This window comes from Phenylobacterium ferrooxidans (assembly GCF_042714595.1).
GTDB lineage: Bacteria > Pseudomonadota > Alphaproteobacteria > Caulobacterales > Caulobacteraceae > Phenylobacterium > Phenylobacterium ferrooxidans.
The window spans coordinates 1-12615 of the sequence record NZ_JAOTJD010000019.1; the positions used below are offsets into that span (position 1 = coordinate 1).

Genomic DNA, 12615 nt, shown 5'->3' on the forward strand with positions numbered 1-12615 from the left:
ACCTCTTCCAACCCCACGAGTGCGCCAACTACCTGCACAACTCCGGATACGGTTCCGTCTAATCGAGTCCCGCTCTAAGTGGCCCGGCTCGCTCTCGACGGTCGCCGGTCAGCGACCGGTCGCGCTCCGCTTTCAGGGCAACAATCTCCGTCTTCCCGGACGGCCGTTAGGCCGAGCCGGGACCCAGGTGACTGGGCTGAGCTCCTGGGTCCCGGCTCTCCGCTTCGCTGCGGCCGGGATGACGTTGAGGATTGGCTTGGTGGACCGATCGACCCCTCATCCGACCCTGCTCCGCAGGGCCACCTTCTCCCGCAAGGGGAGAAGGTCTGTTGGTGCTAACCCGCCCAGGCCGCCTTCAACCCCGCCGCCTGCGCCAAGCCCTGCGCCAGACCTGCCCGCGCGGCGTCGCCGCGTCTGCGGAAGTCCATGAGGTTCACGCCCATCGCGGCCTGACTGCCCTCGTCGGGGCCGATCAGCACCACCTTCGGGCCGTCCTGGCGCAGGATCTCGAGCTCGGCCTGCACGCGCGCGGCCGTGGCCTCGGCGGCCGCGCCGGCGGTGGCGCCGCCGCGCACCTGGACCACGACGACGAGGTCATGCCCCACGGCCTGGTCGGCGTTGAGGGTGGAGCGCATGCCGCCGTCGATATAGCGGCGGCCGTCGATAGTGACCGGGGGATAGACGCCCGGCACGCTGCAGGAGGAGGCCACCGCGCGGGTGACGCCGACGCCCGACGCCTTGGTCCAAAGCTTGAACTCGCCGGTCAGGGCGTCCACCGCCGAACAGGCGAAGCCGCGCTCGGGCCAGGCGTTGTCGGGGAGGCCGGCGAAGGAATGGCCGAAGCTCTTGATGAAGGTGGCCTCGTCCGGGGTCTGGGCGGCCAGCGCGAAGGCGCCGATCTCGGCGCGGACCTCCTGGGGATCGCGGACGCCGGCCTGGGCCTCCGCCATCATCTTCACCAGGACGGAGAGATCGGCGGACGGCGCGGCCGACTTGGCCTGGCCCTCCGGACGCGGCGCGGGGGGCGGTTCGGCCAGGATCGGGTCGGCCAGGGTCGCCGACTCCGCGCCCAGCGCCAGGCGTGCGCCGACGAAGGAGCCCGCCGAGGTGCCCATGATGAAGTCGGCTTTTCCGAGATCGACCCCGCCCTGGGCGAGGCCCGCGATCAGTCCGGATTCCCAGGCGATGCCTACCGGCCCGCCCCCGCCCAGCACCAAGGCCCGCGTGGTCATGATCATCCCTTCCCTAAGCACGTTGTTGGAAAGGAGCGTCGGCGAGCGCCGGGGATATGTCCACCAAAAGGACAACAGGCGTGGCCGCCGGGGGGTGGCCACGCCTGTCTAGAGATCCGGCCGGTAACTCCCCCAAGCCCAGCCGTTCCGTCCACCCCGAAGGAAAGACGACGGGCCATCTCCAGGCCCTTTCCGTGCGCCAGAGCCTGAGCCCTAGCGAAGCTTGGTCATGGTGTCGTAGGCCACCTGGGCGCCGATCAACTGCGGGGTCTGGCGGCTGGGGGCGGCGCGCTTCTCGAAGCCCGCCCCGTTCACCGCCACCCACTTGGCCTCGCCGCGCGGCGGATCGCCCGAGGTGGTGAACTGGGCCCGCACCGTGGAGGTCGGCAGGTGGGTGACCTTCACCGTGAAGGTGACACCGGTGGGCGAGGAGGCGTCGTCGTCGGGCAGGATCTCGATCAGGTACTGGATGCCCTGGCCCATGGCCAAGGTCTCCAGATACTGGATGTCCATGCGGTCCTCGCGGGAGTGCTTGGCCGAGACCTTGCGGATCACCGCCTCGCGGTCGACGATCCGGGCGCCCGCCGACAGGAAGGTGCTGAGGATCGAGCTTTCGACGCCGCGCGTGAAGTTGTTGCTGCGGAAGCCGTAGCTCGAGTCCGTCATCCGCTCCTGGTACTGACGGCTCTCGCTGGCCGAGGCCGCGACGCCGCTCGACGCGCTGGCCGCCCAGCCCCGGCCGCGCACCGCGGCGGCTTCGCCCATGGCGACACCCGCCGACCGCGTGGTCTGGACGCTGTCGTACTGGCTGGTGGCGTCCTCGATGAGCTGGCGGTTCCAGAACATCAGCATGGTGGGCCGCCCGGCGCTGGCGTACCAGCGCGCGAAGCTGCCCGACGAGGCGAAGTTGCCGGCGTCGGGATTGACGCTGGGGGCCGGGGTGTTCACCTCGGGCATGCCCTCGCGATAGGTCACCTCCGGCGCCTGGGGCCGGTACTGGGGCTGGGCCATGGCGGGGCCGGCGACCAGGAGGGCCGCTAGCGCCGCGAGCTTCATACGGTGGGGCATTTTACCCTCCTGATCCTGAGGCGGGCTTACTCGGCGCCGCGGATTTCGACGTAGTACTGGGCCGAGTTCAGGCGGGCCGAGTTCTGCTCGAAGGTGACCATGGCGTTGGGCTGGACGAAGAGGCTGGTCCAGGCCTGGGCGCCGTCGGTGGGCACGCCGTTCTGGTCGTACCAGCTGGCGCGGGCCTGCAACGGCAGAGCCACATTGGTCTTGTTGCGGATCTGGACGGTGATCTTCTTGAAGCCCGTGGGGCCGGTGGAGACGTAGGCGCCCTCGGTGTCCAGCAGGCTGTCGACCTTGAACTTGCGGCCGACATACTTGGCCAGGGTGTTGTCGATCACCCGCACCGAGTTGAGCTCGGGGCGGATGTTGTTCTGCTGGTCGATGCGGACGCCGCCCTCGGGCGGGGTGGTCTCACAGGCGGCCAGGCCAAGGCCCAGGGCGGCGGTGGCGGCGACGATCGTCAAGTGCTTGCGGAAGGAGGTCATGGGATTTCCGTTCTCTCTTAGTGAGCGCGCACGAGGCACAGCTGTTTGCGGTTGGCGTCGGTGGCGCAGGTGATGGGCTTTTCGGCCACCGGCGCACCGGCCTTGAGGAAGTTGGCGGTGAGGTTGGGGCTCTTGCCGCCGGTCCCCAGCGTCAGGACGTGGACGGTGTCGGGCAGGGAGCTCCAGGTGCGGACGTCGGCCTGGGGCTTGGAGCTGGAGGAGACGATCAGGAGCACCCCGGACAGGACGCCGACAGCGGCGACGGCGTCCCCGTACTGGCCCCCCGCGCTGAAGGCGCCGCTGTTCTCCGACAGGGCGACCGTGGTGTCGGAGAGGAAGCTGCCGATGCCCCCGGTGGTGGCCTTGAACTGGGCCTTGCCGGCGAGGATCTTGTCGATCTCCCGGCCACCGCGGGTGGAGGCCTGGTAGTAGATGTCCTCCATCGGATAGGCCTGCATGGGCGCGGCGCCATTCAGCACCTGGACCTGGTTTTCCAGGATCGGCTTGCCTCGGCGGTAGACGAAGAACGCGTGGTTCGCCCCGTCGCCCAGCTTGCGCGGGGCCATGCCGGTCTCGGCCAGGACCAGGGTGTCGTCCTTCTCGCCGATGCCGCCATAGGTGGGGCGCAGCTTCTTGAGCTGGACCATGGTCTCGTCGCGCAGGTCGGTGTCGCCGTTGAGGTGGCTGGCCCAGGCGTCGAGGAACAGCAGCAGGGCGAAGTCGGACCGGTTCTGGTCCTCCTCGGCGAAGGCGTCCTGCATCAGGCCGCGCCGGAAGGCGGCCCGGGCGTTCTCGTAGTCGGCGTCGTGCAGGTAGATCAGGCCACGGTACATGAAGACCATGGCCCGCTCGTAGGGCTCGCCCTTGAAGTCCTTGGAGCCCTCGTCGTACCAGAGCTTGCGGGCCTTGGCGGCGTTGGCGTTGTCGGAGAACACCGAGTCGATGCGCATGATGGCGTCGTCCAGGGCGGGCTTGGCCGTGGCGTGGTCGCCACGCCAGAAGGCCCGGGCGCCGATCTCCATCTGATTCAGCACGCGGTTGCCCGGAAGGTCCGTGGCCAGGCGGCCGACGAAGGTCTCCGGACCCGCGTCATAGGGCACGGGTGGCAGGAGAGGCGGCGGCTTGGCCTGGGCCGAGCCGAAGGCGGCGAGCGCCAGCGCCCCTGAAAGGGCTGCGAGTTTCATCGTCAGGCCTAGCGGTAGACGACGTCGTCGCGGTTCTCTTTCTTGAACTCGTACAGGTTCGACCAGATGATCTCGCCGTACTCCATATCGAGCAGTTCGAAGGTGTACTGGCTGAACCGCGAGGTCGTGCCCGTGCGGGTGTCGATGGCGTCCCGGGTGCCGATGCGGCCCACCAGGCGGTAGTCGGCGCCGGCCTGGGCCCGCGTGCGGCCGGTGGTGCCGACGTCCACCCTTCCGGCGTCCTTCAGGGCGCGTTCTTCCTCCACCGCCCCGGCGTATTCGCGGCCGATGAAGCGCATGCGCCCCCCGGCGGCGCGCAGCAGGTTGACCCGGATGCGGTCGGTGATCAGGGCCTTGTCGATGATCTCGGAGCTCTCGTTACGGAAGAACTTGGGGTCGACGATGATCCGCGGCGGGGTCGGACGGTTCATCAGCTCCGGCACGTTCAACAGGTCACGGAACATGGCGTCGGCCATGGAGACGATGTCCTGGCTCTCGGTGCCCACGCCCCTCACCCCGTCGGAGGTGGTGGTGTCGCGGTAGACCGTGGCCGAGCCCTGGGGCTTCAGCTTCGGCGCGGCCAGGGCCGGACCGGCGGCCGCGAGGCCGAGGACGGCCAGCAGGCCGATGGTGGTGGTTTGAATGCGCATGATCGCCCCCTTGGCGTGGACGGCCCTTGGGGTGGCCGCCGCATATTCAGAAGGATCATCGGCCACGCCCGACACGCGGCCGATCCCCGTGTTGGCGTGTGGTTACTTGCCGACCGAGGCGCTTTGCAGCGCCGGCAGGTAGGCAGTCTGGAAGTCCGGGTAGATCGCGTAGGTCGCGTCCAGGATCTTCTGGTACTCCGGGTTCGCGGAGTGGTTGACGTACATGAACAGCGCCATGTCGTTCAGCGAGTTGAAGGACAGGTCCGTCGAGGAGCGCAGGAATTCCTCGCCGCCGATGGACTTGAGCGCGATGCCCCGGCCCATGGCCGCACCGGCCTTCTTGCCCAGGAAGCCGCCGACGAAAGGCACCTGCTCCATGGCCTTCTGGCCGGCGTAGTTGCCCGCCATCGAACCGATCTGGCCCGCGGCCTTGACCTGCATGGACTTGGTCACCCAGCCCGCGGTGACGCCGTCGGAGGTGAAGGGCGAGGCGTACTTGCCGGCCGAACCCTCGATCGGGGCCGGCGCCGTCAACGCGGTCGGCGCGGCGATCTGGGGCGCGCCCCAGGCGGTCAGCATCAGAGCCCCGGCGACGACGACGGGAATATGGATCTTCTTCATGGTTGGCCCCCCAGCCTTGGAGTTACGGGTTTTTGGGACCGTCCCCGCAGGAGGCCAGGAACCTGTCAGCCCGGGTCCCCGCGCCGGAATCGGCGGTCGGCGCGGGCGCGCACTGGGCGGCGGTGACAGGACGCATGGTCGACCCTTGGGGGTAGGTCTTCAGAGTTCGCAAACCCTGTCTGACGGTTCGCGCCATCCCCCGCATGATCCAAACGGACTATGGCCCCCGATTTGGGGGTGGGCCTCAGGCCGCCGCGCGGCGCAGCACCTCGTCCCAGTGCTTCAGGGCCATCAGGTGGCCGACGCCGGGGAACACCCGGACTTCGCGGGGCTTGTCGCCCAGATAGTCCAGCAGGTCGGCGAGGGGCGCGAAGACGTCCTCTTCGCCATGCCAGACCTCCAGCGGACAGGAGAGCTCGGCCACGGTCAGGTTTCGGGCGCGGCGGAAGGCCTTCACCTCGTCGGCAGCCCCGCGGCTGGTGCGGGCCAGGGATTCCCCGACATAGGTGGCGATGTAGCTGGCGATGTGGGCGTTCTGGGCGAAATAGGCGGCGTCCCCGGGGGAGTTGGCGGTGGAGCCCCGCACGATGCGGTCCACCAGCTGGGCCGAAAGGCGCAGGCGCAGGATCGCGTAGAAGGTCTCGATCACCCACGGGTTGTTCTCGATCCGTGACCGGAACAGGGTCAGGGCGTTGCGGGTGCGCACCTCGCTCACCGGGCGGGGCGGCCGCCCCGAGCACAGCAGCACGCCCGCGGCCCGCTTGCCCAGGCGGATGGCGGTCTGCATGGCCGAAGGCGCGCCGGAGAGGATGGCGCTGATGCGGACATCGGTGAGGCCAAGCTGGTCACACAGCTCCACCATGTCGTCGGCGACACTGTCGAAGGAATAGTCCGGGCTCGGATCGGATTGGCCAAACCCCGGCCGCTCGGCGCAGATGAGGCGCAGGTTCAGCTCGCGGGCCAGGCCCTGGGCGCCCGGCGGCAGCAGGCTCGACCCCAGGCCCTCATGGAAGAACAGGACCGACCGGCCGTCAGGGTCGCCATAGTCCCGATAGGCCAGCCGCCGCCCATCCCGCAGGGTGATGGCCACCACCGGCGGCGCGTCGGCGCTGGCCGGCGGGATCATGGCCGGGGTCTGAGCCTCGATGGCGCTGGCCACCGAGGACAGCTGGGTCAGGGCCCGGATCAGGTCGCTCTGCCGCTTCAGCCCCATCTTGTCGAAGATGGCGCGAAGCTGGTTGCGCAGGGTGTTGACGCTGACCTCCAGTTCGTCGGCCGCCTCCTTCAGCGAGCGGCCGTCCCGCAGCTTGCGGGCCAGGCGCAGCTCGGCGGGCGTCAGGCCGAAGCTCTCGCGGATCGAGGCCCACAGCCGACCGGTCTCCTCCACCGCCGGAAAGATGAGGGCGAAGGCCTGGTCGTCCGTGGCGAGCTCGACGGCCGCGGCGTCGGCGACCCCGGGCAGGGCGCGGGCCGGCGCCACATAGGCGAAGCAGGGACCATCTTCACCGCGGTCCAGCCGCAGGATCGTCTGGCCGCTGGGCTGGGCGCGGGACTGGTTGAGGGCGCGAACCAGGGCCTCGCCGTTGGCTGGGTCCTCGAAGGCCAGCTCCGCCCCCAGCTTCAGGCCGCCGAGGCCGGCGTCCATCATCTCGTGGGCCAGGCTGTTGGCGGCCAGGGCCTTGCGCCGCGACGACAGCACGATCCAGCCGATGTCGTTGCGGCCGCTGGAGACCGGGCCCTCCTCAGGCCGGGCCGTGAGGCGCGCGACATCGAGGCTGCGGGCCATGTCGGTGGCGGCTTCGCTGGGCATCTCCTGCAGGTCGCCGGCGTCGGCCAGGGCCTCGATGAGCTGTTGCCAGGCGTCGGGATTGGCCGCGACCTGGTACATGGTCTCGATCACCAGGGCGACATTGGCGCTCTTCGCATCGTCCATGACTGAAGCTGATTCCCCCCGCGCCGGCACTCTAGCGAACGCGTTCGAAGAACCGCAAATTCTCAATGCGCTTCAAGGGTTCCAACGATCGAGGCGCGCTGGGAGATTTCGATCCAGTTGCCGTCGGGATCGCGCACCATCGAGATGCGCGCCGTGGTCCCCAGCGTGGTGGGCGGCATGGCCTGACGGCCTCCCGTCTCGAGGATCCGGGCGTGCTCCTCGTCGACCTTGAAGACCTGGAAGGTGATGTAGCGCCAGCCCCGGCCCTGCATGCCGGCGTCGGCGGGCGCGTCGGGGCTCTCCTCCAGGATCAGCAGGGTCTCCCCGGCCCGAAAGGCGCCCGGCGCCTCCTCGGTGAGGCCCAGGCCCTGGGCATAGAATTTCCGGTGGGCGGCGAGGTCGCGGACGGCGATGCGGACACCGATCTGGGTGACCCCCTCATGGCCCGGCGGAACCAGGGTCACGCGGTTGCCGTCAGGATCGGTGAGCTTCACGGGCGCCTCAAGCCCCGGCCGGGCGACGATCAGTTCGCGGTAACCGGTGGCGGGCGTGTCAGGCAGGGGATCGGCATGGTGGTTGATCTTCAGCACCGAGCCCAGGGCGTCGTGGCGGTGCTGGTCCTGGCCGCGACGGATCTTCAGCAGGTGGTCGAAGGGGATGCCCGCCTCGCCCTGCCAGAAGGCCAGCATCGGCTCGAGGTCGTTGGTGGAGAGCCCGATATCGACCCGCGGTTTCGCCAGTTCCAAGACGGCCCTCCTGCCTTTAGATTTCCTCGACTTGCCTAGTCAGCTTGGGCGTGAGACCTAAGTCAAACATTTGTTTTAATTCATTAGGAGAGTCCCATGAAGGCTGCTGTCTATTACGAGAACGGCGGACCCGAAGTCCTGAAATATGAGGACATGCCCGACCCGCAGTGCCACCCCAAGGGCGTGGTCATCGCCGTCGAGGCCATCGCCATCGAGGGTGGCGACACGCTGAGCCGCTGGCGCGGCCCGCTGGCCACCAAGCCGCACGTCGTGGGCTATCAGGCCGCCGGGACCATCGTTGAGGTCGGCCCCGAGGTGGAGCACCTGAAGGTCGGCCAGAAGGTCGCCACGGTCATGAATTTCGGCAGCCACGCCTCGATGCGCGCCGTGGCCGCCCGCAACTGCTGGGTCATCCCGGACGGCTTCGACGTGAAGAAGGCGGCCGCCATCCCGGTCACCTTCGGCACCGCCGACGACTGCCTGTTCGAGTTCGGCCGCATGAAGAAGGGCGAGACCGTCCTGATCCAGGCCGGCGCCTCGGGGGTCGGCGTCGCCGCCATCCAGCTGGCCAAGCGGGCCGGCGCGGGCCTGATCCTGGCCACCGCCTCGTCGGATGAACGCCTCGAAAAGCTGAAGCGCCTCGGTCTCGACCACGGCATCAACTACACCCGCGACGACGTGGTGAAGGAGGCTCGCCGCCTCACCGACAACAAGGGCGTGGACGTCATCGTCGACAGCGTCGGCGGCCCCACCCTGCAGGGCTCCATCAACGCCCTGGCCTATCGCGGCCGGGTCTCCATGGTCGGCGCCGCCGGGCGTGAGCCCATGGTGGTGGATGTCGGCTCGCTGATGGGCGGCAACCGCTCGCTGTCGGGGGTCTTCCTCGGCGCCGAGATGAACACCGACCGGGTGCACAACAACATCCAGCGCCTGATCGACGAAGCCGCCCGCGGCGAATTCGAGGTGGTCATCGACCGGGTCTTCCCCCTGTCGGAAGCCGCCGCCGCCCACGCCTATATCGAAAGCCGCGCCGCCGTCGGCCGCGTGGTGATGGTGCCGTAAGACCAACGCCAACCGCGCTATCCTCGCCGTCGCAGCGGGGATGGCGCGTGTCGGGCTCAACGAGAACTCGCGAGGGAGAGACCCATGCCCAAGGCCAGGAACGGCGATACGGCGATCGAGTACGAGGTGTTCGGGCAGGGCCCGGAGACCATCCTGCTGATCAACGGCCTGGGCTCGCAGATGACCCGTTGGCCCGAGGCCTTCTGCGCCAAGCTGACCGCCAAGGGCTTCCGCGCCATCCGCATGGACAACCGCGACACCGGCCTTTCCACCTGGTTCCAGCCGGGCCAGGCCTACACCCTGTCGGACATGAGCGACGACGCCATGGCCGTGCTGGACGCCGCGGGCGTCGATAAGGCCCACATCGCCGGGGTCTCGATGGGCGGGATGATCAGCCAGGTCATCGCCATCGAACATCCGGACCGGGTGCTCTCGCTGACCTCGATCATGTCTGCCAGCGGCGCGCCGGGCACCATGGATCCGACGCCGGAGGCCGGCGCTGTGCTGACCGTCGCCCCGCCCAATCCAGAGACCGACCGCGAGGCCTTCATCGCCCACGGCGTCGCCAACGCCACCACGATCGGCAGCCCGGACTACCCCTGGCCCCAAGGCGCCCTGCGCGAACGGGTGATCGCCGAGCATGGCCGGGCCTTCAACCCCACGGGCTCGGCCCGCCAGATGGCCGCCATCCGCGCCTATGGCGACCGCACGCAGGCGCTGAAGAAACTCACGGTTCCCACCGTGGTCCTGCACGGCGCCGATGATCCCCTGGTGCCGGTGCGCGGCGGCGAAGCCACGGCGGCCGCCATTCCGGGCGCCGAGCTGCGGGTGATCCCCGGCATGGGCCACGACGTGCCGCCGGCCCTTTATGACATCGTCGCCGACGCCATCCTGGCCGCGGCGGCCAAGGCGCGCTGAGCGCGCCGCTTCCCTTTCGAACAACCCAAGGAAACCATCATGGGACGTCTTTCCGGCAAGAGCGCCATCATCACCGGCGCGGGCTCCGGCATCGGCCGCGCGGCCTCAGTCCTGTTCGCACAGGAGGGCGCCAGCCTGGTCCTGGCCGACAAGATGGACACCGTCCATGAGACCGCCAAGATGGTCACCGACGCCGGGGGCAAGGCTGTCTCGGTGGCGGGCGATGCGGGCGACGAAGCCTTCGTGGCCGGCCTCGTGGCCAAGGCCGTCGCCGAATATGGCGGCCTGGACGTGGCCTGGGCCAATGCCGGCATCTCCGGCGGCTGGACGGCCTTCGACGACCAGGACCAGGCCTTCTGGACCGAGATCCTGCGGGTCAATCTGATCGGCGCCTTCCTGCTGGTGAAGCACGCGGCCCGCGTGATGGTCCCGGCCGGCAAGGGCTCGATCATCTGCACCGCCTCGGTGGCCGGCATCCGCTCGGGCGCGGGCGGCACGCCCTATTCGGCCTCCAAGGCCGGCGTGATCAGCCTGGCCCAGACCTCGGCCAACGAGTTCTACGGCACGGGCGTGCGGGTCAACGCCATCTGCCCCGGCCTGATCGAGACCGGCATGACCCAGCCGATCTTCGACGGCGCCCGGGCCCGCGGCAATGAGGACAAGATCGGCCAGCTGAACCCGCTGACCCGGGGCGGCGTGCCCATCGAGATCGCCAATGCGGCCCTGTTCCTGGCCAGCGACGAGGCCTCCTACGTCAACGGCCAGGCCATCGTCGTGGACGGCGGGCTGTCGTCGTCCCACCCGGTGGTGCGCCGCAAGCGGTGATCTATCTCGTCCGTCACGGCCAGACGGAGTCGAACCTGGCGCGCCGCTATCAGGGCGCGTCGGACTCGCCCCTGACCGCGCTTGGGCGAGCCCAGGCGCGGCGGATGGGCGAGCTGCTGGCGAGGCTGGTCCCTGACGCCACGGGCTGGCGGATGGTGGCGAGCCCGCTCGGCCGCGCGCAACAGACCGCGGCGATCATCTGCGAGACCATGGGGGGTAGGCTCACCCCCGGCCTCGATCCTCGCGTCGCCGAGGCCAGCATGGGGTCTTGGGACGGCCTGCAGACCGACGAGCTTGAGGCGCGCAGGCCGCAGGACGTCCCGTATCCGGAGCGCTATTTCCAGTCTCCGGACGGCGAGAGCTTCGAGGTCATCTGGGACCGTCTGTCGGATTGGCTAGGTTCGGTGGGACGGGACGACAAGGTCATCCTTGTCTCCCACGGCCTGGCGGGCCGTTTCCTGCGCGGCATCTACGGCAAGCTGCCGCGCGAAGGGCTGCTGACCCTGCCCGTGCCGCAGGACGCCATCTACGCCCTGAGCGGCGGGACCATCACCCAGATCGATTGCGACCCGGTCTAACCGTCCACCGCCGCTGTCACCTGGCAAATTCGCAGCGGTCCGCGTCCCCTATGCGCGGGACGGGCAGAGTAAATCGGTGCGTCCAGATCCCGGTCTTCCGCGTGCCGCCGAAGCCGGGAGGACACCGGGGAGCGGGTCTTAGACCCGGCGCAGGATGACCCCGCCGTCGTTGGCGTCGTCGAGCTGGCGCATCAGCACCATGACACCGACGCCCACGAGGGCGCCCAGCAGGAACGATCCGAACATGGCGCCTGACGCCGCCACCGGGCCCAACCCCTGCCGACGATGCTCCTTGCCGTAGATGAGGGACCCATCCCACGCCTCGGCATAGTCGCTCATCGGTTCGTACTGCTCTTTCATGCCACTCAAACCCTTCGAAATTGGGGAGGTTCCTCCCCCGCTGGTCTTCCGCGCCCCTGGGCGCTAGAAGCCCTCAACCCATTTAAGAACCGCCTGAACGAGAACAACAGACCACTCATGGCCGGACATTCCAAGTTCAAGAACATCATGCACCGCAAAGGGCGCGCCGACGCGGTGCGCTCCAAGCTGTTCTCCAAGCTGTCGCGCGAGATCACTGTAGCCGCCAAATCGGGACTTCCCGACCCTACCATGAACGCCCGCCTGCGCCTGGCGGTGGCCAACGCCAAGGCCGAGTCCATGCCCAAGGACAATATCGACCGGGCCATCAAGAAGGGCGCGGGCGGCGACGCCGAATCCTATGATGAAGTGCGCTACGAGGGCTTCGGCCCCGGCGGTGTGGCCCTGATCGTCGAGGGCCTGACCGACAATCGCAACCGCGCGGCGGCCAACATCCGGTCCACCTTCTCCAAGAACGGCGGCAACATGGGCGCGACGGGTTCGGTCGCCTTCATGTTCGATCGCCTGGGCCAGATCGTCTATCCGGCCAAGGTCGGCAGCGAGGACAAGGTGATGGAGGCCGCCATCGAGGCCGGGGCCGAGGATGTGGAGTCCGACGAGGAAACCCACACCATCTTCACCGGCTACGAATCCTTCGCCGAGGTGGCCGCCGCGCTCGAGGCCAGTCTGGGCGAGGCCAAGTCCACCAAGATCATCTGGCGCGCCAAGGGCGGCACTCCGATCAGCGGCGATTCCGTCGGCACGCTCATGAAGCTGCTGGACGCCCTGGAGGACGACGACGACGTCCAGAGCGTCTACGGCGACTACGAGATCTCCGACGAGGACCTGGAGAAGTTCGGCTAACCCTGCCGGGAGACGCCCAGACGGATTCATCCTGGACAAGAAACAGGGTGAACAGCCGTCACCCTATCGGGATTATTGTCCCCGGCCGC

14 protein-coding genes are annotated in these 12615 nt (G+C 68.8%); 5 read left to right on the forward strand and 9 right to left on the reverse strand.

What is annotated here, in order from left to right; all coding sequences use genetic code 11:
• Positions 1-335 precede the first annotated feature (335 nt).
• The 8 genes from OCL97_RS11160 to OCL97_RS11195 form a co-directional block, all read right to left on the reverse strand.
• Complete coding sequence (locus OCL97_RS11160) at positions 336-1232, reverse strand: patatin-like phospholipase family protein (RefSeq protein WP_377370129.1); 897 nt, start codon at positions 1230-1232, stop codon at positions 336-338.
• A gap of 213 nt (positions 1233-1445) precedes the next feature.
• On the reverse strand, positions 1446-2300 hold the full coding sequence (locus tag OCL97_RS11165) for a hypothetical protein (protein ID WP_377370130.1): 855 nt from the start codon (positions 2298-2300) through the stop codon (positions 1446-1448).
• Between the two features lie 26 nt (positions 2301-2326).
• Entirely contained in the window at positions 2327-2788 is a 462-nt protein-coding gene (locus OCL97_RS11170; protein ID WP_293496084.1) for a DUF1425 domain-containing protein, read from the reverse strand.
• 17 nt (positions 2789-2805) lie between these two features.
• Positions 2806-3972: a hypothetical protein gene (locus OCL97_RS11175; RefSeq protein ID WP_377370131.1), complete on the reverse strand. Its 1167-nt coding sequence runs from the start codon at positions 3970-3972 to the stop codon at positions 2806-2808.
• A gap of 8 nt (positions 3973-3980) precedes the next feature.
• Positions 3981-4622: a hypothetical protein gene (locus OCL97_RS11180; RefSeq protein ID WP_304783526.1), complete on the reverse strand. Its 642-nt coding sequence runs from the start codon at positions 4620-4622 to the stop codon at positions 3981-3983.
• A 102-nt stretch (positions 4623-4724) separates the two neighbouring features.
• Positions 4725-5243 (reverse strand): hypothetical protein, encoded by a 519-nt coding sequence (locus OCL97_RS11185; RefSeq protein ID WP_377370132.1) that lies wholly within the window; start codon positions 5241-5243, stop codon positions 4725-4727.
• A gap of 244 nt (positions 5244-5487) precedes the next feature.
• A complete protein-coding gene (locus OCL97_RS11190; protein WP_377370133.1) occupies positions 5488-7176 on the reverse strand; it encodes an alpha/beta fold hydrolase in 1689 nt (562 codons plus the stop codon).
• A 62-nt stretch (positions 7177-7238) separates the two neighbouring features.
• Positions 7239-7922 carry a VOC family protein gene (locus tag OCL97_RS11195; RefSeq protein WP_377370134.1) on the reverse strand — a complete coding sequence of 228 codons (684 nt, stop codon included), beginning with the start codon at positions 7920-7922 and terminating at the stop codon, positions 7239-7241.
• 96 nt (positions 7923-8018) lie between these two features.
• Here OCL97_RS11195 and OCL97_RS11200 point away from each other — a divergent pair, with 96 nt between their 5' ends.
• The 4 genes from OCL97_RS11200 to OCL97_RS11215 all read left to right on the forward strand — a co-directional run bounded on the left by OCL97_RS11200 (position 8019) and on the right by OCL97_RS11215 (position 11305).
• Positions 8019-8984 carry a quinone oxidoreductase family protein gene (locus tag OCL97_RS11200; RefSeq protein WP_305337564.1) on the forward strand — a complete coding sequence of 322 codons (966 nt, stop codon included), beginning with the start codon at positions 8019-8021 and terminating at the stop codon, positions 8982-8984.
• 84 nt (positions 8985-9068) lie between these two features.
• The gene (locus tag OCL97_RS11205; protein WP_377370135.1) at positions 9069-9902 is read left to right on the forward strand and encodes an alpha/beta fold hydrolase; all 834 of its coding nucleotides are present in this window, start codon (positions 9069-9071) and stop codon (positions 9900-9902) included.
• A 39-nt stretch (positions 9903-9941) separates the two neighbouring features.
• Positions 9942-10727 carry an SDR family NAD(P)-dependent oxidoreductase gene (locus OCL97_RS11210; protein ID WP_304783541.1) on the forward strand — a complete coding sequence of 262 codons (786 nt, stop codon included), beginning with the start codon at positions 9942-9944 and terminating at the stop codon, positions 10725-10727.
• Complete coding sequence (locus tag OCL97_RS11215; RefSeq protein ID WP_377370136.1) at positions 10724-11305, forward strand: histidine phosphatase family protein; 582 nt, start codon at positions 10724-10726, stop codon at positions 11303-11305. Before OCL97_RS11210 ends, OCL97_RS11215 begins: the two co-directional genes overlap by 4 nt.
• A 138-nt stretch (positions 11306-11443) precedes the next feature.
• On the opposite strand, the gene OCL97_RS11220 is transcribed toward OCL97_RS11215, so the two are convergent.
• Positions 11444-11665 carry a hypothetical protein gene (locus tag OCL97_RS11220; RefSeq protein ID WP_305337567.1) on the reverse strand — a complete coding sequence of 74 codons (222 nt, stop codon included), beginning with the start codon at positions 11663-11665 and terminating at the stop codon, positions 11444-11446.
• Between the two features lie 117 nt (positions 11666-11782).
• On the opposite strand from OCL97_RS11220, the gene OCL97_RS11225 reads away from it, so the two are divergent.
• Positions 11783-12526, forward strand: coding sequence for a YebC/PmpR family DNA-binding transcriptional regulator (locus tag OCL97_RS11225; RefSeq protein ID WP_304783551.1), 744 nt, complete (start codon positions 11783-11785; stop codon positions 12524-12526).
• The last annotated feature ends 89 nt before the right edge of the window (positions 12527-12615 follow it).